The following is a 19,248-nucleotide window of genomic DNA, read 5'->3' on the forward strand; positions in this document are numbered from 1 at the left end:
TTTCGTTACCCGCACGCGTTGTATTGCGTTGGCCGAACCTGCGTTTGCGCGTTGCACTATGCGCAACTCGCTTGATCTATAATATTTTGGTTACCATAGTTGACCCCTATAAAATCATCAGCCGGAAAGCGTTTGCCGTGAGTCGTCGCGCGGCCCCCGGTGCTGGCCGACAGCCCGTGCGCGATACAATTGCTTTTCGCCTGTCCATATGAATCGTCTAGCTAAAATCCTGCCAATTGAGAATGTCGTGCTGGGTCTGTCCGTTACCAGCAAGAAGCGGGTTTTTGAACAAGCCGGCCTGATCTTCGAAAATCAAAACGGCATTGCCCGCAGCGTCGTCACCGATAACCTGTTTGCGCGCGAACGGCTCGGCTCGACCGGTCTGGGCGAAGGCGTGGCGATCCCGCATGGGCGCATCAAGGGGCTAAAGCAGCCGCTGGCGGCATTCGTGCGGCTTGCCGAACCGATTCCGTTCGAGTCGCCGGACGGGCAGCCGGTCCAATTGCTGATCTTCCTGCTTGTGCCAGAACAGGCAACGCAGCAACATCTCGAAATCCTGTCCGAAATCGCACAACTATTGTCGGACCGGCACGCGCGCGAGAGCCTGTCCACCGAGCCGGACCGTGACGCGCTGCACCAACTGCTGACTCAGTGGCAACCCTGATCCCCGCGACGCGTGCGCTTCCAACACAATGGATTCAGGCGCATGCGCACCGCACTGCAATGAGCCGCGCCGCGCGACGCAACCCGAGAAGGCCACCATGGACACGTCCAGCATCAACGCGCAAAGCATCTTCGACGACAACGCCGCTTCGCTGAAGCTGAGCTGGCTGACGGGCCATGAAGGCTGGGACCGCGGTTTCTCGACGGAAACCGTCGCCAATGCGACCTCCAGCGCCGACCTGGTCGGCCACTTGAACCTGATCCATCCGAACCGGATCCAGGTGCTGGGCGAAGCCGAGGTCAACTACTACCAGCGGCAAAGCGATGAGGATCGCTCGCGCAACATGGCCGAGCTGATCGCCCTTGAACCGCCGTTCCTGGTCGTGGCCGGTGGCGTAGCGGCGCCGCCGGAGTTGGTGCTTCGCTGCACGCGCTCCTCGACACCGCTGTTCACCACGCCAATGTCCGCCGCCGCCGTGATCGACAGCCTGCGGCTGTACATGTCGCGCATCCTTGCGCCGCGCGCAACGCTACACGGCGTGTTCCTTGACATCCTCGGCATGGGGGTGCTGTTGACTGGCGACTCGGGACTCGGCAAGAGCGAGCTGGGGCTGGAATTAATCAGCCGCGGCCATGGGCTGGTCGCGGACGATGCGGTCGACTTCGTGCGGCTCGGCCCAGATTTCGTCGAAGGCCGCTGCCCGCCGCTGCTGCAGAACCTGCTGGAGGTGCGTGGCCTCGGGCTGCTCGACATCAAGACGATTTTCGGCGAAACCGCGGTGCGTCGAAAAATGAAACTCAAGCTGATCGTGCAACTGGTGCGCCGCCCCGACGGCGAATTCCAACGCCTGCCCCTAGAAAGTCAGACGGTTGACGTACTGGGCTTGCCGATCAGCAAAGTTACGATCCAGGTTGCGGCCGGCCGCAACCTCGCCGTGCTGGTCGAAGCTGCCGTGCGCAACACGATTCTGCAATTGCGCGGCATCGATACGTTACGCGATTTTATGGAGCGCCAGCGGCTCGCGATGCAGGATCCGGACGGACAATTTCCAGGCAAGCTGATCTGAAGCGGCCCGAAGCGCTGCGGCGCTGCTATGATGAAACGCATGAACCCTGACTTGATGCGAATCATCCTGATCACCGGCATGTCCGGGTCCGGCAAATCGGTGGCACTCGCGGCGCTCGAGGATGCCGGCTACTACTGCGTCGACAATCTGCCGCCACGGTTTCTGCCGGAACTCGTGGCATTCCTGTCCCGGGAGGGCCAGGTGCGGCTCGGCGTCGCGATCGACGCGCGCTCAGCGCGTTCGCTAGACGAAATGCCGGAAATCATCCGTGAACTCGGCCGCACCCACGACGTTCGCGTGCTGTTCTTGAATGCGAGCACGCAAGCACTGATTCAGCGGTTCTCCGAGACGCGCCGCAAGCACCCACTATCCGCGTCAATGGCGAATGACGCGCTCGATGGCACGCAAACTTCGCTGGCCGATGCGATCGAGCACGAACGAGAGCTGGTGGCCAATCTAGCGGAATTTGGGCACCAGATCGACACCAGCAGCCTGCGCGCGAACACGCTGCGCGCCTGGGTCAAGCAGTTCATCGAACACGACCACAGCGGTCTCGCGCTGATGTTCCAGTCGTTCGGCTTCAAGCGTGGCATTCCGCTAGACGCCGATCTGGTATTTGACGTGCGGACCCTGCCTAACCCCTATTACGACCGGGAACTGCGGCCGCTGACGGGACTCGATCCGCCGGTGATCGACTTTCTTGCCGCCACGCCGCTGGTCGGCGCGATGATCGACGATATCGCCGAGTACCTATCCAAGTGGTTGCCGCATTTCCGCAACGACAATCGCGCGTACTTGACCGTGGCGATCGGCTGCACCGGCGGGCAGCATCGCTCCGTCTACATTGCCGAGGCACTCGCCGCGCGCTTCGCAAGCGACGCAAACGTGCTGGTGCGGCATCGCGAGATCGCCGGCGTGCACGGTGGCAGCGCGCCGTTTGCCAGCACATCGGCCCGAGCGCCCGGCTAGCCGCGCCAACCGAGCACGAAACGTATGCCAACCGTCCCATCCGATACCCTTGCCGAGCTGCCTCTGTTCCCGTTGCGCACGGTGCTGTTTCCTGGTGGCCTGTTGCCGTTGAAGGTGTTCGAAGCCCGCTACCAGGATATGACCCGCGACTGCCTGCGCAATCAGGCGCCGTTTGGCGTATGCTTGCTCAAGAGCGGCAGCGAGGTGATCCAGCCGGATGATCCGCCGGTGCCCGAATCGATCGGCTGCCTGGCCGAAATCGTTGATTGCGACGTGGAGCGTTTTGGCCTAATGCATATCCGCACCCGAGGCACGCGCCGCTTCCGGTTGTTGTCGCATCGGACCGAACCCGACGGCTTGCTGCGCGGCCAGGTGCAGTTGCTGCCCGAGGATCGCCCGCTAAGCGGCGACGAGCGCATCGCGAAGTTCGGCGCGTGCGCAGAGGTGCTTGAGCGGATCGTCGCCACGCTGTCCGAGCGTGACCTGGGCAATTTGCCCTTCATCGAGCCGTACGCGTTCGACGATCCGAGCTGGGTCTCCAACCGGCTCGCCGAGGTCCTGCCGATCTCCGCGCGCGCGCGGCAAAAACTGATGGAAGTCCTCGATGCCGGCGCGCGGATCGACGTCGTGCATCACTACATGCTGCAGCACCAACTGCTGTAGCCCAGGCTACAATAACGTTCCGTCCAGCGCATTGAGCAGCTTGCGCACCGGCGCGGGCAGACCATAGTCGCCGATGGCATCCAGCCGCACCCATGCAGTGTCCGCCTGCGCGTCGCGCACGGCGGCCCGCGGCTCACCCACCAGTTGCGCGAGCCGCGGCTCAATTTCGAGGCGAAAATGCGTGAACGTGTGTGCCAGCGGAGCAAGTGGCGCCAGTACAACCGGCGCACCGCCGAGTTGCGCCGCGCGCGCGGCGAGCCCGTCCACGTCCGGCGCCTCGGGCAAGCTCCAGAGCCCACCCCAAATACCCAACGGCGGGCGTTTCTCGAGCAGCACCTGATCGGCACTGCGCAGCACCAGCATCATCGTGCGGCGCGTCGGCACAGCCTTCCTGGGCCTGGCGGCCGGCAGTTCGCGTTGCCGGCCCGTCAGGTTGGCCACGCATGCGTGTGCGAACGGGCAGCGACCGCAATCAGGCCGGCTGCGTACGCACAGCGTCGCCCCCAAGTCCATCAGTCCTTGCGTATACGCCACAATGGGCTCGACCGGTGCGCCATCGCGCTGACGTACGTCACCTGATGCGTCATTGGATGCCTCACCGGACGCCTCGTCGGATACCTCATCCGCCGGCAACAACGACTCGGCCAGCGCCCACATCGCGGTCTCCACGCGCTTGTCGCCCGGAAAGCCGTCAATCCCGAAAATCCGCGCGAGCACGCGCTTGACATTGCCGTCTAGTATCGGCGAGCGCACGCCGAACGAGAATGCAGCAATGGCCGCCGCCGTCGAGCGGCCAATTCCCGGCAGCGCCGCAAGTTGCTCCACGGTCTGCGGGAACGCGCCGCCATACTGCTGGACGACGACCTGCGCGCACCGGTGCAGATTGCGCGCGCGAGTGTAGTACCCCAGTCCACTCCATAGCGCCATCACGTCGTCAGCCGCGGCAGCCGCCAATGCGTGAACGTGCGGAAAGCGTGCGAGGAACCTCGAATAATACGGAATCACCGTCGAGACCTGCGTCTGCTGCAGCATGATCTCGGACAGCCAGACTCGATACGGGTCCCGGCTGCGCTGCCACGGCAACTCGTGCCGCCCATGCGTGCGCTGCCATGCAATCAGGCGCGGCGCGAAATCAGCGGGGTTCTATGTTGGCCTCCAAGGAATCGATTCAGCGCTGACAGCGCGTACAGTAATAGGTCGAGCGCTGCCCTTGCACGATGTGCCGGATCGGCACACCGCAGGCATGGCAAGGCCGGCCGGCCCGATCATAGACGAAATAGTCGAGTTGAAAATAACCGCTCTCGCCGTGGCTGCCGACGAAGTCGCGCAACGTACTGCCACCCTTGTCGATTGCCGCCGCCAGTGTCGCGCGAATGGCGTCGGCCAGCAGTTCATAGCGCGGCAGCGACACGCGTCCCGCCGGCGTACTCGGCCGAATGCCGGCGCGAAACAGGCTCTCGGACGCATAGATGTTGCCCACGCCGACGACGATGTCGCCAGCCATCAGCGCCTGCTTGATCGACACCGTGCGCCCGCGCGTGCGACGATGCAGCAACGCGCCCGAAAATGCGCTCGAAAAAGGCTCGACGCCAAGACTGGCCAGCAATGGATGCTCGAGCACGTCGCCCGACGCGCGCGGGTGCCACAACACCGCACCGAAGCGGCGCGGGTCGCGAAAGCGCATCACGAACTCATCGAAGACCCAGTCGATATGATCGTGCCGGGCGGCGGGCGGCAACGCGGGCAGGTTGCGCAGCACGCGTAGCGTGCCGGTCATCCCCAGGTGCACGATGAGCCATCCGTCGTCCAGCTCGAACAGCAGGTACTTGCCACGCCGTTCCACTTTGTGGATCACGCGTTGCTCAAGCTCGCGCGCCAGCGTGGCCGGCACCGGCCAACGCAGCGCGAAATTGCGCACCTCGACGCGCTGCACGCGTCGTCCAGCGACATACGGTTCGATTCCGCGTCGCGTCACTTCAACTTCCGGCAGTTCTGGCATGTCTAACAGGCAGGCGGGTGGACACACCGTGGTCCACGCCCGCTATTGTAGCCACCGCGTTACAATCCATCGAAACATTGACTGGATTTCCATGAACCTGCTTCTTGCCAAGCTGCTCCACCGGGGCCCGGCGGCGGCCGCCGCGTTGCTCGCCGTCTCGCTCGTGCTCGCACGGCCCGCCGCCGCGCAGGACAACGACTCGCCGGAGTTGACCGATATCATCAGCACGCCAACGCCCGATGAGCAGAAGGCGCTGCCGCGCCTGCCGCTAACCAGCCAGGTGGTCTACCAGGTGCTGGCCGCCGAGATCGCCCTGCAGCGCAACCAGCCCGCGCCGGCCTACCAAACTTACCTGGCATTGGCCCGCGACACGATGGACCCGCGCTTTGCGCAGCGCGCCACGGAAATCGCGCTGCTTGCGCAAAGCCCAGTTGACGCGCTGAACGCGGCACAGCTGTGGCAACAGTACGCGCCCCAATCGGACCGTGCCGCGCAAATCGATGCCTCGCTGCTGGTGCTGGCTGGCAAGCCCGAGGAAGCCAAGCCGCTGCTGGAGCAGCAATTGGCGAAGGTCGCGCCGGATAATCGTGCCAATGCGCTAATCGGGCTGCAAATGCTGCTGGCGCGCGGCCCGAACCGCACCTCGGGCCTGCATGTGCTGCAGAATTTGTTGCGTCACGACATGGACAAGCCCGAGGCGAACTACGCGATCGCCCGGCAGCAGGCGCTTGCGCAGGACCGCGATGGCGCGCGCCAATCGCTGCAAACCGCGTTGAAGGAAAAGCCCGACTTCCTGCCCGCGATGCTGCTGCTCGCGCAACTCGGCCCGCAGGATCGCGCGCAGGCCACGCAGCGGCTGTCGCAATACGTACGAAAGAATCCACAGGCGCGCGAGGCGCGGATGTCGCTCGCCCAGTTGTATCTGGCCGGCGACCGGCTGGACGACGCGAAGGTCGAGTTCGCGCGATTGGCCAATGACGGCAGCCACGACCTGCTGCCATTAATGGCGCTCGCGCTGATCGAGATCCAGCAGCGGCACTGGCCGAGCGCGAAGCAATATCTGCAACGGTACGTCGCGGCCGCGCAAAGCCAGCCAAACGCCGATCCGGGCCAAGCATACATCTATCTAGCGCAGATCGCGCTTGAGCAAAAGGATGACCAGGCGGCGTCGCAATGGCTGGACAAGATCCCCCCCGGCAGCACGCAACACCTGGCGGGACAAATCACGCGCGCGCAGCTCATCGCCCGCGACGGTAAAGTCGACGACGCGCGCCACCTGCTCGCCGGGCTCAAGGCGGCGACGCCGCGCGAAGCGGCACTGATCGCGCGCACCGACAGCGCGATTCTGTTCGACGCCAAGCGCTATGCTGAGGCCGAGGCGCGGCTCGCGCAAACGACTCAGGCGTTCCCGGACGATCCGGACCTGCTCTACGACTATGCGATGGCCGCCGAGCGCAACGGTCACTACGACGTAATGGAAAAGCAATTGCGCGATCTGATCCGGCTGCAACCGGACAATCCGCAAGCTTATAACGCACTCGGCTATTCGCTCGCGCAGCGCAACGAGCGGCTGGACGAAGCCAACAAGCTGATCGAGAAAGCATCGTCGCTGGCACCAAATGATGCGTTCATCATGGACAGCGTCGGCTGGATCAAGTATCGGCTCGGCGACAAGGCTGATGCGGTGAAGGTGCTGCGTCGCGCGTACGACTTGCAGCCGAACGCGGAGATCGGCGCGCATCTGGGCGAGGTGCTGTGGGAAAACGGCGATCGCGACCAGGCCCGCGCGGCGTGGCGCGACGCACGGAAACTGGAACCGCACAACGACACGCTGGTCAAGACGCTGAAACGTTTCCAGATCGACGACCTGTGATGAACCGAATTCCACTACTGGCCGGCGTGCGCGCCCAGCCTGTTCGTTGTGTTTCGTCTGTTCGCCGCGTGTTGCGCGGCGTCGCTAGCGGCCCGCGGCAGCCGCGCGCCCTGCGCCACTGGTGTGGCGCGCTCGGGCTCGCTGCGCTGCTGGCCGCCTGTGCGACGCCACAGCGGCCCACTGTGCCCGTTGCCGGCACAGCAGGCGGCGCGCAGGCCAGGCAAACCGTGCACACGTACCATGGACGCTTCGCGGTCAGCTACGAGGGACCAGAATGGGCAGCCGCGCAACGCGTACGGCAATTTCGATTGGCAGGAAACCGGCCAGACCGTCAAGCTGCAATTGCTCAGCCCGCTCGGTCAGACGCTGGCCATCATCGCGTCGGCGCCAGGATTGGCCACCCTCGAGTTGCCCAACAAGGCGCCACAGACGGCACCAAGCGTATTTGAGCTGATGCAGGACACGCTGGGCTTCTCACTGCCGGTCGAAGGGCTGCGCTACTGGTTGCAGTCATCCGTGTCGCCAGACTCGCGCGCGTTGACGTCGACCGACAGCGCCGGCCGCCTGAGCCACGTCGAGCAGGACGGCTGGACGATTGAATACTTGGCGTACGCCGACGCGCCGGCAAGCCGCGTCAAGCGCGTGAACCTGACGCGGCAGGCGCCACCACTGGCGGTCAAGCTCGTACTGGACCAATAAGCCGCGCACGGGCATGCACGGCGCGATGAGCCCCCCATGACTGAAACCGAAGACATGCTGCGCGACTGCGCAGCCCCTGCGAAGCTGAACCTTTTCCTACATGTGACCGGCCGCCGCGAGGACGGATACCACGAACTGCAGACGGTGTTCCAGTTGCTGGACTGGAGCGACATGCTGCATTTCCGGCGCCGCGACGATGGCACGGTGCGCCACCTGCGGCCATTGGACGGAGTCCCCGAGCAGGCTGACTTAAGCGTTCGAGCGGCGAAGCTGCTGCAACAGCACAGCGGTTGCCGCTACGGTGTGGAGATCGACATCGACAAGCGCCTGCCAATGGGAGCCGGCATCGGCGGCGGCAGCTCGGATGCGGCAACCACGCTGCTCGCGTTGAACCGGCTGTGGCGGCTGCATCTGCCGCGTGCGACGCTGCAAGCCCTGGCACTAGAACTGGGCGCCGACGTGCCGTTCTTCGTGTTCGGGCGCAATGCATTTGCGCAAGGCGTGGGCGAGCAACTGCAACCGGTTCAGCTGCCGGCACGCACGTTCCTGGTGGTTAAACCCGCAGTGCATGTGCCGACCGCTGAAATTTTCCGATCCGATGCATTGACAAGAGACACCAAACGCATCACAATTACGGACTTTCTTGCACAGCAAAACATCGCTGAGGACAACAAGGCAAGCGAGACGGGTTGGCCGGATCATTTTGGCCGAAACGACATGCAGCCGGTTGTCGCAGGAAAATACGCAGAAGTGGCGCAAGTGTTGGATTGGTTTTCGACAATCGCGCGCGCACGTATGACGGGATCGGGTGCGAGTGTATTCGCAGCATTTCCCAGCAGGGCGGAAGCGGAGTTGGCGCAAGCAAAGCTCCCCGTCAGCTGGCAAAGTGCGATAGCATCAAGCCTGGACCGCCATCCGCTGTACACTTTCGCGTCATAAAAGGTTTCGCCGCGTCGGGTACGCGAGTCCCGACCAGGCAGACGGTTCGTGTAGGGGAGTCGCCAAGTTGGTTAAGGCACCGGATTTTGATTCCGGCATTCGAGGGTTCGAGTCCTTCCTCCCCTGCCAGTTACCCATAGCGCGGGCATGATCTTGCCCTAGCGCCACACGCTCCATCCCATGCCACGCCCCCCGAGTAGCAGGTGCACGATGAACAGTGACGGCCTGATGGTATTTACTGGCAACGCGAATCCCGCGCTTGCGCAGGAAGTCGTCAAAACCCTGGGTATCCCTCTTGGCAAGGCAATGGTCAGCCGCTTCTCGGACGGGGAAATCCAGGTCGAGATCCAGGAGAACGTCCGCGGCAAGGATGTGTTCGTCTTGCAGTCGACCTGTGCGCCGACGAACGATAACCTGATGGAGTTGATGATTATGGTCGACGCGCTCAAGCGCGCATCGGCCGGACGGATCACGGCGGCCATCCCCTACTTCGGCTATGCGCGGCAGGACCGCCGCCCGCGTTCGGCGCGCGTTGCGATCTCTGCGAAGGTCGTCGCCAACATGCTGGAAATCGCCGGTGTCGAGCGGATCATTACGATGGATCTGCACGCCGATCAGATCCAAGGTTTCTTCGACATTCCGGTTGACAACATCTACGCGACGCCGGTGCTGCTCGGCGACCTGCGCAAGCAAGCGTACGACAACCTGCTGGTCGTGTCGCCGGACGTCGGCGGCGTAGTACGCGCGCGCGCGCTGGCAAAGCAGCTGAATACCGATCTGGCGATCATCGACAAACGCCGCCCGAAGGCAAACGTCGCCGAGGTGATGAACATCATCGGCGAAGTCGAGGGTCGCACGTGCGTGATCATGGACGACATGGTCGACACCGCTGGCACGCTATGCAAGGCCGCACAAGTGCTGAAGGAGCGCGGCGCGAAGAAAGTGTTCGCGTATGCAACGCACCCGGTGCTGTCCGGTGGCGCGATTCAGCGCATCGCGGACTCGGCACTCGACGAGCTGGTCGTGACGGACACGATTCCGCTGGGCAAGGATGCACTGGAATGCTCGCGGGTTCGTGCACTGTCATGCGCCGGCCTGCTGGCTGAAACGTTCTCGCGGATTCGCCGCGGCGACTCGGTGATGTCGCTGTTCGCTGAACACTGAGCATGGCTGTATTCCGGCAAGGCCACCCTCGAGTGGCGCTGCTGGGCCCGCGGTGCGCAGTCACGAACGCGCGCCGCGTATTTCGGGGCCGACTGAATCCGTGCCGGATTCGACGGCCCCGTTTTGATGACCCGGGCAGTTTGCCCGGACCCACTGCCTGGTCGCGGGCAGTCATTGGAGAAACAATATGAAAGTAGTCGCTTTCGAACGTAGCCAGCAGGGAACGGGTGCGAGCCGCCGCCTGCGCAATGCCGGCAAGACGCCGGGAATCGTGTACGGCGCTGGCACCGAACCGAAGTTGATCGAGTTGGACCATAATGCGCTGTACCACGCGCTGAACAAGGAAGCGTTCCATTCGTCGATTCTCGATCTCGAGATCGCCGGTGCGACCGAACAAGTGCTGCTGCGCGACGTGCAGTACCACCCGTTCCGTCGGCTGGTGCTGCACGTGGACTTCCAGCGTGTTGACGCAAAGACGAAGATCACGGTGAAGGTTCCGCTGCACTATATGAACCAGGAAGGCTCGCCGGCGGTGAAGCTCGGTGGCGGCGTGATCACGCACGTGCTGAACGAAATTGAAGTATCGTGCCTGCCGGGCAACCTGCCCGAGTTCATCGAAGTCGATCTGGCCAACTTCGAGTTGAACCAGTCGTTGCACGCGAAGGATGTCAAGCTGCCGGCTGGTGTCGAACTGACGCCGCACGTCGAGCAGGAAAACCCGGTGATCGTGTCAGCGACGCTGCCTGCGGGCGCGGTGTCGGACGAAGCAGGTGAATCGTCGGAAGGCGGGACGCCGGCCGCATAACGCGGTACGGACACTGCATACGGGGACGCAGCACTGCGTGCCCGTCACATCATAGAATCGATCCTCTCGATCCGCTGGTACGATGCGACGAAGTCGGATCAGCGGGACGAAGTAACCCGCCGAGGCCATGCCCGGCGGGTTTTTTTAACTGAATTCACGAGCGGCACGACCGTCATGATCAAGTTGATCGTCGGACTCGGCAATCCAGGCGCCGAATATGCAGCCACGCGGCACAACGCAGGATTCTGGTTCATCGACCAGCTCGCACACGAAACAGGCGCCACGCTACGCGACGAACGGCGCTTTCACGGCGCCTATGCGAAAACGCGCCTGCACGGCGCGGAAATTCACTTGCTGCAACCCCAAACGTTCATGAACCGGTCCGGGTTGTCCGTGGTGGCCGTGGCACAGTTCTTCAAGATCCTGCCCCAATCCATCCTTGTCGTTCATGATGAGTTGGATTTGCCGCCGGGCGTCGCGAAGCTCAAGCTGGGCGGCGGCAGTGGCGGACACAACGGCTTGAAGGATATTTCCGCTCATCTGTCGACGCAGCAATATTGGCGTCTACGTATCGGCATCGGCCATCCGCGGGACCTGATTCCAGAGGGCGCGCGCGCAGGCACCAAACCCGACGTGGTCAATTTCGTGCTGAAACCGCCGCGCAAGGAGGAGCAGCAACGCATTGATGCAGCCACCGACAAAAGTCTCGCGGTGATGCCGTTGATCGTCAGCGGGGAGATGGAACGCGCGATGATGCAACTGCACCGCGCTTAAGCACGATAGAGAAGCCGCAACGGCGGCACAGGACGATTAGATTGGCGCGGGGTGGCTCAGCGCTCACCGTCGGCGCGCTCATCGACCGTCATCAGCGCGCGATACTTGTCCATTAGCTGCTCGCGGGTCTCGACCCGCTCGGGGTTCACCGGGATACATTCGACGGGACACACCTGAACACACTGCGGCTCGTCGAAATGACCGATGCACTCGGTGCATTTATCCGGATCGATCAGATAGATTTCCGGCCCCATCGAAATCGCGCCGTTCGGGCACTCGGGCTCGCAAACGTCACAATTGATGCACTCGTCGGTAATCATCAAAGCCATACGGCCACCAACTTTCCGAGAAAAAACAACACATTATAACTTTTCTGGCCTGCTTCTCGGCTGCGCAGCGTTGCGTGTCAGCGTAACGTGAGAATGTCCGGTCCGTGCAAAGTAAGAACGTCCGCTCGGTGGCCTCCGAGCCAGGTGCGATAGACCGCGCCGCTTCGACAATACCGCTGCCGCCGCGTCAGTGAACGCAAGCGGTCCTTCAACCGCCGGCCGCGGCACGAGAGGCCCCGGCGACCTTGTCCTTGAGCCACCTCTCCACTGAAGGAAACACGAATTTGCTGACGTCACCGCCTAACTGCGCGATTTCCCGCACGATCGTGCCCGAAATGAATTGATATTGATCAGACGGCGTCATGAACATCGTTTCGACGTCCGGCAGCAGATAGCGGTTCATTCCCGCCATCTGGAACTCATATTCAAAGTCCGACACCGCACGCAGGCCGCGCACGATTACCCGCGCATTGTTGGCGCGGACAAAGTCCTTGAGCAACCCCGCGAAACTCATCACCTTCACGTTCGGATAGTGACCCAGCACCTCCTGCGCGATGTCCAAGCGCTCCTGCAACGAGAAAAACGGCTTCTTGTTGCGACTGTCGGCGACTCCGACCACCAGCGTGTCGAAAATGCTTGAAGCACGGCGCACAAGATCTTCATGACCGCGAGTGAGCGGATCGAACGTACCGGGATAGACCGCAACTACCATCAATATTCTCCTCTCGCTTAACAAGCCGGCAGCACGATGCGCGGTCGCGCTGGCACTCGCCGCCAATGCCCGGCGGCAAGCGGGACCGGTACAGCGGTGGCCGGCGTGACGTCGCGGTAAAACGCCGCCAGCTCGTTTTTGGAACGCGCATTATTCACCATTTTCGCGCCGCAGCAAATGATAATGCACCGCGCCGGCGCGCGCGTGGCGTACGATGCGCCATTCCTGCAGCGACGGCCAGCCGGGCGTGGCAGCGACGCCCTGCTGCGCTTGAGCGTCCAGCACCGCGGCCAATGGCGCACCAGATTCGACATAGATCGCACCGCCGGGCGCCACCAGCGGCAACACAAGCGTCAGCGCGCGTCCAAGCAGGTCGGCATCGAACGGCGGGTCGAGGAACACGATGTCGAACCCCGCCGGCGCGAGGCCGGCTGCCAGCCGCAACGCATCGGCCTGCACGATGTCGATCGCCTGCGCATCCAATTTTTGCCGGATCGCGCCTAGTTGCGCAGCTGCGCGCGCATCGCGCTCGACCATCACCACACGTTGCGCGCCGCGCGACGCAGCTTCGAAGCCAAGCGCCCCGGTGCCGGCGAATAGGTCCAGGCACACCAGGCCATCCAGTTGCTGGCCCAGCCAGTTGAACAAGGTTTCGCGCACACGGTCTGGCGTCGGTCTAAGCCCCGCCAGATCGAGGACCGGCAGCGGCGTACGTTTCCAGATACCGCCGATGAGGCGGACCTGGTGCGGCGCGTGACGCGTCGCGGCGACGCGACGCGATGCTGCGGCACCGGTGGCACGCGTTTGCGCACCTGCGGAGGCGGCAAACGACGTACGGGCGCGCGTGCGGGACGAATGGCTCATCGATTCATTCCATTAGGCTGTCATGACGCGGGAACGGCCGCCGTCGCCGCGCGCAGCCAGCCAGCCTCCCGCGCCGAGGTTGGGAGAAGGCCACCTTACCATAGCCGGCGCGCAAGCTTAGAAGCGCATGCGGCGCTCTGCTAGAATGTCCAGTCTGCCGCCGGCGCCCTATTGCCGCCGGTGCCCCATTGCCGGCCCCGACGTCGCCCGCCCGCGGCGCGCGTACCGCCACATTGCGAACCATGTTCAGCTTTTTCAAACGATTCAGGAAGGGCGATTCGTCCAGCCAGAAGCAAGACGCGCCCGTAGCGGATTCCGCCTCGCAAACTACCACATCGTCCGGCACGCCGGGCGCGTCTGAAGCGCGTGGAGCGCCGGTCGCGCCGACTGCACCCGCTACGACCGCTGCACCTGCTGCATCTACTGCCCCTGCCGCGCCACCGGCACCGGCGTCGGCCCCTAACGCGGCGCCAAGCGGCACGCTGGCCGCAATCGGCGCGCCAGGGCCCGTGCCCTCCTCCGTCGGGCCAGCGCAGCCAGCAGGATCAGTCCAATCGGCAACCTCTACAGCATCCGAGGTGTCATCCTCACCCGAGGCTTCGCCAGCACCGGTACTTTCGCCGACATCTGCGGCGCCATCATCGCGTGCTGGTGCTGACGCGCCCGCGGCTTCACCAGTGCACGTTACTTCGCCAACAGCGGCCGCTGCACCAGCGTCAGCCCCCCCACCAGCCGTCACGGCCACTGCGGCACCCGTCGTTTCGCCCGACACCACCTCTTCTGCAGCCCCGGCGCTCTTTGCTGGAGTCTCGACCCGTTCCGCGTCCGGCATGGCATCGCAACCCGTGCCCGCCAAGCTAGCCGAAACCGCCACGCAACAACAGCAGCCCGTCGGCGACGCGGGCGAAGAGATTGTCGAGATTGTGCCGCCCCCTGCTCCCGAGCCGGCCGCCAAGCGCTCGTGGCTCAGCCGGTTGAAATCGGGGCTGACCAAAACCAGCTCGAGCCTGACCGGCATTTTCATCGGCGTGAAGGTAGACGAGGCGCTGTTCGAGGAACTCGAGACTGCATTGTTGATGGCTGATGCCGGTGTGGACGCCACCACTTACCTGCTCGATGCACTGCGCCAGAAGGTCCGCAGCGAGCGACTGACTGACGCACAGCAGGTCAAGGCGGCGCTGCGCACGCTGTTGATCGAGTTGCTGAGGCCGCTTGAGCAATCGATGGTGCTCGGCCGCGCCCAACCGCTGGTGATGATGATTGCCGGCGTCAACGGAGCCGGCAAGACTACAAGCATCGGCAAGCTCGCCAAGCACCTGCAGTCGTTTAACCAGTCGGTGATGCTGGCCGCCGGCGACACGTTCCGCGCCGCCGCGCGTGAACAGTTGGTGATCTGGGGCCAGCGCAACAACGTCGCTGTGATCCAGCAGGAAAGCGGTGACCCGGCCGCGGTGATCTTCGACGCGGTCGGCGCCGCGCGCGCGCGCGGCATCGACGTGCTGATGGCGGACACCGCCGGACGCTTACCAACCCAGTTGCATCTGATGGAGGAGCTGCGCAAGGTCAAGCGGGTAATCGGCAAGGCGATGGACGGGGCCCCGCACGAAATACTGCTGGTGCTTGATGCGAATACCGGCCAGAACGCGTTGGCCCAGGTCAAGGCGTTCGACGAGGCGCTGGGGTTGACTGGAATCATCGTCACGAAGCTAGACGGTACCGCCAAGGGCGGCATCCTGGCCGCCATTGCGCGCCAACGCCCAGTGCCGGTGTATTTCATCGGCGTTGGCGAGAAGGTCGAAGACCTGCAACCGTTCGTCGCCGCCGAATTTGCCGACGCGCTGCTCGGGTAAGCACGCGGCGCAACGCGTGCCCGTCCCGGTTAGCCGCCTGACACCAGCATCAGCGCGATCCAACCCATCACGCAGGCGATCAGCACATCGAGCACGCGCCACGCGACGTCTTTCTCGAACACCGGCCGTAACAGCCGCGCGCCGTAGCCGAGCGCGCAGAACCATACGAGTGACGCGCTCATTGCACCGAGCGCGAACCACAGGTTGGCCGGCCATGGATGGCGGCCGCCGACCGCGCCGAGCAGCACGACGGTATCGAGATAGACATGCGGATTAAGCAGCGATAATGCGACGATCGTGCCGGCCATGCCACCCGCCGACTGCGCACCGTCTCGATCCGATGTATCGAGGTGTCCCGGCCCTTTCCACGCGCTGTACAGCGCGCGCAGGCCATACAGGAATACGAACAGCGCGCCGACGTATTTGACCACCACGAGCAACGCCGGCATCCGAGTCATCAACGCGCCCATGCCGGCGACGCCCGCCGCGATGAGCACGATATCGATCGATGCGCAGATCGCGACGACCATCCCAACGTGCACGCGTTTGAGACCCTGTCGCAGCACATACGCATTCTGCGCGCCGATCGCAACGATCAGACTCGCGCACAATCCGAAGCCCGACGCATAGGTCGATCCGAACACCGGCAATGATTCAGCCCAGCTCATTTGGCATCCGGCTGAGCGGCGGGCATAGCATGGCGGAATGCGTCTAATTGCATCGCGTTGTCGAAGAGGCGCTGGATCGCGGCAAAGGGCGCCAGGTCGATGTTGAAGCGCTGCGCGTTGAAAACTTGCAACACGATGCACAGGTCAGCGAGGGTCGGCGTGTCGCCGATCGCAAACTTGCCGATGCGCGAATCGTTCGCCAACTGCGCGTTAAACGCGCTGAAGCCCGTCTCAACCCAGTGGCGGCACCACGCGTCTTTTTGTGCCTCATGAGCTTGCTCCTAGGGCGCGCGTGTCAGACTACACGCAATGTCAGTATGTCGAATCCGTCCAGGCCGCCTTCGAGCACATCGCCCTTCGCCACCGCCCCCACCCCTTCCGGCGTTCCGGTATAGACCAGGTCGCCCGCCGCCAGAGCAATGAACCGCGATAAGTAGGCGATCGTTTCCGGCACTGGCCAGAGCATCGTCGACACGTCCGCGTGCTGTCGCGGCGCGCCATTGACCGTCAGCCACAATTGGCCGGCAGCGACGTGCCCGACCTGCGATACCGGATGGATCGGCCCGATTGGCGCAGACAGGTCAAAGCCCTTGGCCATGTCCCAGGGACGGCCCAGCTTCTTAGCCTGCGCCTGCAAATCGCGGCGCGTCATGTCAAGCCCGAGCGCATAGCCGTACACATGCTCCAGTGCGTGCTCCACCGGGATGTCGCGCCCCCCACGCCCGATCGCCACGACCAGTTCCATCTCGTGATGGACCTCGCCCGACTCAGGCGGATACGGAAATTCGCCTACGGTCCCGGGCGCCACATACAGCACTGCGTCGGCGGGCTTGCTAAAGAAAAAGGGGGGCTCGCGTTGCGGGTCGTGGCCCATCTCGCGCGCGTGCGCTTCGTAGTTTCGGCCAACACAATAGATACGGCGCACCGGAAACACATCGGACGACTGAGCCACCGGCACCGCAGGGTTGGGCACCTCGAATAAATAAGCCATCACATGCCCTCCTGACGCGTGTGAGCACTACATCGGTATCCGCCCGCGGAACAACCGGCGAGGCGCACGCATTAGACGAAACACCCAAGTTTAAACCGGGACCGATCACTGCGGCGGTGACGCGGTCCTCCGAGTACTGCAACCATCGTACGGCTTGCGGCAAGGCAGCATGCAACTGTGTCGGGTTCCGCGAACGTTCAATCACCGAAACGCCCTTGGGGCTACGGGCCGGTGGCGATCTCCAGCCCGGCGCGGCATGCCTTGCGCGCTTGCAAGAAAGCCTCGGATGCGGTACTCAGTGTGGCTCCTGCATTCCCGAAGTGAAGCGGCTGATCGCATCGCACATGCGCTTACATAGCCGGTGCATCGGTCGCCCGATGCCATGACTGAATCGAACCCGTTATCCGACAGCACGCCCGGCGACGCAAGTTTTCGTTGTGCGCCGCTGATCAAAGAGATCGGGCGAGGAGCGCGCGGCGCGCGCGCGCTTTCGCATGACGATGCCTATGCGCTCTATGCCGCGATGCTTGACGGGCGCGTCTCCGATGTCGAGCTGGGCGCAGTGGTGCTCGCTTACAGAGTCAAGGGCGAGACGCCGCAGGAGCTTGCGGCGATGCTTGCTGCAGCGCAAGCGTCGCTCAGACCACTCGCCACGCGCGGCGATCGCTACCGCCCTGTGTCAATACCGAGCTACAACGGCGCGCGCAAGCAGCCAAACCTCACACCGGCTGCTCGCTTTGTTGCTTGCGCGTCGCGGCGTGCCGGTACTCGTGCATGGCGTGACAGTGGACCCGGGACGGGTGACCAGCGCCGAAATCTTTGCCGAATTGGACCTGCCGGCTGCGCGCTCGATCGACGAAATTGACCCGGCACTCGCTCACGCGCGGGTCGCATTTGCGCCGATCGACGTGCTCGCGCCCAAGATGTCACGCTTGCTCGGGCTACGCGCGACACTCGGCGTGCGCAATACGACCCATACGCTGGTCAAGCTGCTGCAACCGTTCGCCGAACCGGGACTGCGGCTGGTCAACTATACCCATCCGGCTTACCGTGACAGCCTGTCAGCGCTGTTCCGCGATTTCCCGCAGGCAGCAGCCGGTGGTGTGTTGCTGGCGCGTGGAACCGAGGGAGAAGCCGCGGCCGATACCCAGCGCCGGGTGCAGGTCGATTGGCTGCATGATCAGGTATGCGAGACACTGGTCGATACTGAACGTGCATCGACGCAAGCACCCGTGGTCGAACTGCCCGACGCGTTGGATGCGGCAACGACCGCGCGATGGATAACGGACGTACTGGATGGCCACGCGAGGGCACCCGAGGCCATCGTGAAGCAAGTTGAACTCATCGAACGCGTTGCCCGATGGAAGGAATCGGGACAGGCACCGTGCGCGTGAGCGCATCGGCCATTGCGGCCGATCAGCAACGCTGTCCACCTGTGTTGCCTGCACACGCTATGTTCCATGCAACGGCTCAACGCGTGGTGACATGTTTGTGATTCGCTCGCTACGTTGTGCTGGCGTATCGCTGCGGCAGCGTCGGATAGCCGCAGCGACACACGTTTTACTGCTTTGCTGCAAATGATCCTATTGCGCCGCAAGACTAGACGCAGGGACGGCCGGCGCCACACGCATAGCTGCTTTGGCTCGTTGCCACAGCAATACCCGTCACGGCCGATACGGTCAACGCAACCGCCATCATTACCTTCATTACTTTGGATTTCATATCAATCTCCATATTGTTTCGGATAGCGTACTTTTTGTACGCGACATCAATATAGCTTCTGGCATCGTGGCCAAATTACCTCATGCGCGAGTCGCTCACGCGCATTCGCACAACGGCACAGTGTTTCGCATTGGGCCGCAAAATCCTTTCTTCGCGCTGACATTCGGACCGACCTACATCCGGCAGAAACCGCATCAAGCCGCCTACCCGCCGCTGAGCAAGCCCTCGCGCAACCCTCGCCGGTCGTTTGACAGCGACCATGCTATCGCCTCATCGGCCGTTCGGCTTTGACCGGACCGCAAGGACGACAACAACGCAGCCCGCGCTCAACGATGAAACCTGAGATGCAGATTTTCCTACGTAAGCTTCGCCGCCCACCCGCTCGACAGCCCCGAATGGCTGCGCTGACCGTCGCGCGTTCCCGGCGCCCTTACCGCCCGGCTGGCATGCCTCGCACGGCAGCCCGCCAACCTTCGTTCGCTCCTTACCCTGACGAT

General features: G+C 63.4%; 18 protein-coding genes, 1 tRNA gene and 3 pseudogenes. 13 read left to right on the forward strand and 9 right to left on the reverse strand.

The features are described from left to right. Nucleotides 1-208: 208 nt before the first annotated feature. From ptsN to RBRH_RS11040, 4 genes are all read left to right on the forward strand, one after another. On the forward strand, nucleotides 209-664 hold the full coding sequence (ptsN, locus tag RBRH_RS11025) for a PTS IIA-like nitrogen regulatory protein PtsN (protein WP_013436353.1): 456 nt from the start codon (nucleotides 209-211) through the stop codon (nucleotides 662-664). A gap of 97 nt (nucleotides 665-761) precedes the next feature. Beyond that, the gene (hprK, locus tag RBRH_RS11030) at nucleotides 762-1,730 is read left to right on the forward strand and encodes an HPr(Ser) kinase/phosphatase (RefSeq protein ID WP_041754506.1); all 969 of its coding nucleotides are present in this window, start codon (nucleotides 762-764) and stop codon (nucleotides 1,728-1,730) included. 54 nt (nucleotides 1,731-1,784) lie between these two features. After that, a complete protein-coding gene (rapZ, locus tag RBRH_RS11035) occupies nucleotides 1,785-2,699 on the forward strand; it encodes an RNase adapter RapZ (RefSeq protein ID WP_049786488.1) in 915 nt (304 codons plus the stop codon). A 24-nt stretch (nucleotides 2,700-2,723) separates the two neighbouring features. Beyond that, the gene (locus RBRH_RS11040; RefSeq protein ID WP_013436356.1) at nucleotides 2,724-3,362 is read left to right on the forward strand and encodes an LON peptidase substrate-binding domain-containing protein; all 639 of its coding nucleotides are present in this window, start codon (nucleotides 2,724-2,726) and stop codon (nucleotides 3,360-3,362) included. A 6-nt stretch (nucleotides 3,363-3,368) separates the two neighbouring features. Here RBRH_RS11040 and RBRH_RS11045 read toward each other — a convergent pair whose 3' ends face one another. Both RBRH_RS11045 and mutM read right to left on the reverse strand, forming a co-directional pair. Beyond that, nucleotides 3,369-4,445 carry an A/G-specific adenine glycosylase gene (locus tag RBRH_RS11045; protein WP_013436357.1) on the reverse strand — a complete coding sequence of 359 codons (1,077 nt, stop codon included), beginning with the start codon at nucleotides 4,443-4,445 and terminating at the stop codon, nucleotides 3,369-3,371. A gap of 85 nt (nucleotides 4,446-4,530) precedes the next feature. Next, entirely contained in the window at nucleotides 4,531-5,361 is an 831-nt protein-coding gene (mutM, locus tag RBRH_RS11050) for a bifunctional DNA-formamidopyrimidine glycosylase/DNA-(apurinic or apyrimidinic site) lyase (RefSeq protein WP_041753864.1), read from the reverse strand. A 91-nt stretch (nucleotides 5,362-5,452) separates the two neighbouring features. On the opposite strand from mutM, the gene RBRH_RS11055 reads away from it, so the two are divergent. From RBRH_RS11055 to pth, 7 genes and pseudogenes are all read left to right on the forward strand, one after another. After that, nucleotides 5,453-7,234 carry a tetratricopeptide repeat protein gene (locus RBRH_RS11055; RefSeq protein ID WP_013436359.1) on the forward strand — a complete coding sequence of 594 codons (1,782 nt, stop codon included), beginning with the start codon at nucleotides 5,453-5,455 and terminating at the stop codon, nucleotides 7,232-7,234. Nucleotides 7,235-7,305: 71 nt separating this feature from the next. Further along, nucleotides 7,306-7,933: pseudogene (gene lolB / locus RBRH_RS11060) on the forward strand (lipoprotein insertase outer membrane protein LolB). A 36-nt stretch (nucleotides 7,934-7,969) separates the two neighbouring features. Beyond that, the gene (gene ispE / locus RBRH_RS11065) at nucleotides 7,970-8,872 is read left to right on the forward strand and encodes a 4-(cytidine 5'-diphospho)-2-C-methyl-D-erythritol kinase (protein ID WP_013436361.1); all 903 of its coding nucleotides are present in this window, start codon (nucleotides 7,970-7,972) and stop codon (nucleotides 8,870-8,872) included. Between the two features lie 52 nt (nucleotides 8,873-8,924). Further along, nucleotides 8,925-9,001: transfer RNA gene (locus RBRH_RS11070), tRNA-Gln, on the forward strand. An 81-nt stretch (nucleotides 9,002-9,082) separates the two neighbouring features. Next, a complete protein-coding gene (locus RBRH_RS11075; protein ID WP_041753865.1) occupies nucleotides 9,083-10,036 on the forward strand; it encodes a ribose-phosphate pyrophosphokinase in 954 nt (317 codons plus the stop codon). A gap of 187 nt (nucleotides 10,037-10,223) precedes the next feature. Then, nucleotides 10,224-10,841 carry a 50S ribosomal protein L25/general stress protein Ctc gene (locus tag RBRH_RS11080; protein ID WP_013436363.1) on the forward strand — a complete coding sequence of 206 codons (618 nt, stop codon included), beginning with the start codon at nucleotides 10,224-10,226 and terminating at the stop codon, nucleotides 10,839-10,841. 174 nt (nucleotides 10,842-11,015) lie between these two features. After that, nucleotides 11,016-11,615, forward strand: a complete 600-nt coding sequence (pth, locus tag RBRH_RS11085; RefSeq protein ID WP_013436364.1) for an aminoacyl-tRNA hydrolase — start codon at nucleotides 11,016-11,018, stop codon at nucleotides 11,613-11,615. A gap of 56 nt (nucleotides 11,616-11,671) precedes the next feature. Here pth and RBRH_RS11090 read toward each other — a convergent pair whose 3' ends face one another. The 3 genes from RBRH_RS11090 to rsmD all read right to left on the reverse strand — a co-directional run bounded on the left by RBRH_RS11090 (nucleotide 11,672) and on the right by rsmD (nucleotide 13,520). After that, nucleotides 11,672-11,944, reverse strand: a complete 273-nt coding sequence (locus RBRH_RS11090) for a YfhL family 4Fe-4S dicluster ferredoxin (RefSeq protein ID WP_013436365.1) — start codon at nucleotides 11,942-11,944, stop codon at nucleotides 11,672-11,674. A 208-nt stretch (nucleotides 11,945-12,152) separates the two neighbouring features. Continuing rightward, a complete protein-coding gene (gene coaD, locus RBRH_RS11095) occupies nucleotides 12,153-12,656 on the reverse strand; it encodes a pantetheine-phosphate adenylyltransferase (protein WP_041753866.1) in 504 nt (167 codons plus the stop codon). Nucleotides 12,657-12,806: 150 nt separating this feature from the next. Continuing rightward, nucleotides 12,807-13,520: a 16S rRNA (guanine(966)-N(2))-methyltransferase RsmD gene (gene rsmD / locus RBRH_RS11100; protein WP_013436367.1), complete on the reverse strand. Its 714-nt coding sequence runs from the start codon at nucleotides 13,518-13,520 to the stop codon at nucleotides 12,807-12,809. 482 nt (nucleotides 13,521-14,002) lie between these two features. Here rsmD and ftsY point away from each other — a divergent pair, with 482 nt between their 5' ends. Then, nucleotides 14,003-15,370, forward strand: coding sequence for a signal recognition particle-docking protein FtsY (gene ftsY / locus RBRH_RS17430; RefSeq protein ID WP_255743508.1), 1,368 nt, complete (start codon nucleotides 14,003-14,005; stop codon nucleotides 15,368-15,370). A 29-nt stretch (nucleotides 15,371-15,399) separates the two neighbouring features. On the opposite strand, the gene RBRH_RS11110 is transcribed toward ftsY, so the two are convergent. The 3 genes and pseudogenes from RBRH_RS11110 to RBRH_RS11120 all read right to left on the reverse strand — a co-directional run bounded on the left by RBRH_RS11110 (nucleotide 15,400) and on the right by RBRH_RS11120 (nucleotide 17,029). Further along, on the reverse strand, nucleotides 15,400-16,038 hold the full coding sequence (locus RBRH_RS11110) for a LysE/ArgO family amino acid transporter (RefSeq protein WP_013436369.1): 639 nt from the start codon (nucleotides 16,036-16,038) through the stop codon (nucleotides 15,400-15,402). Further along, a pseudogene (locus RBRH_RS11115) lies at nucleotides 16,035-16,316 on the reverse strand (glutathione S-transferase family protein); the annotation flags it as partial. The pseudogene RBRH_RS11115 and the gene RBRH_RS11110, both read right to left, overlap by 4 nt. A 17-nt stretch (nucleotides 16,317-16,333) precedes the next feature. Beyond that, on the reverse strand, nucleotides 16,334-17,029 hold the full coding sequence (locus tag RBRH_RS11120) for a fumarylacetoacetate hydrolase family protein (protein ID WP_041753867.1): 696 nt from the start codon (nucleotides 17,027-17,029) through the stop codon (nucleotides 16,334-16,336). Nucleotides 17,030-17,411: 382 nt separating this feature from the next. Between RBRH_RS11120 and ybiB the strand changes: the two are divergent. Further along, nucleotides 17,412-18,423: pseudogene (gene ybiB / locus RBRH_RS11125) on the forward strand (DNA-binding protein YbiB). 205 nt (nucleotides 18,424-18,628) lie between these two features. On the opposite strand, the gene RBRH_RS20960 reads toward ybiB, so the two are convergent. Next, nucleotides 18,629-18,751: a hypothetical protein gene (locus RBRH_RS20960; RefSeq protein ID WP_255743505.1), complete on the reverse strand. Its 123-nt coding sequence runs from the start codon at nucleotides 18,749-18,751 to the stop codon at nucleotides 18,629-18,631. Nucleotides 18,752-19,248 lie beyond the last annotated feature (497 nt).

The organism is Mycetohabitans rhizoxinica HKI 454 (assembly GCF_000198775.1).
Taxonomy (GTDB): domain Bacteria; phylum Pseudomonadota; class Gammaproteobacteria; order Burkholderiales; family Burkholderiaceae; genus Mycetohabitans; species Mycetohabitans rhizoxinica.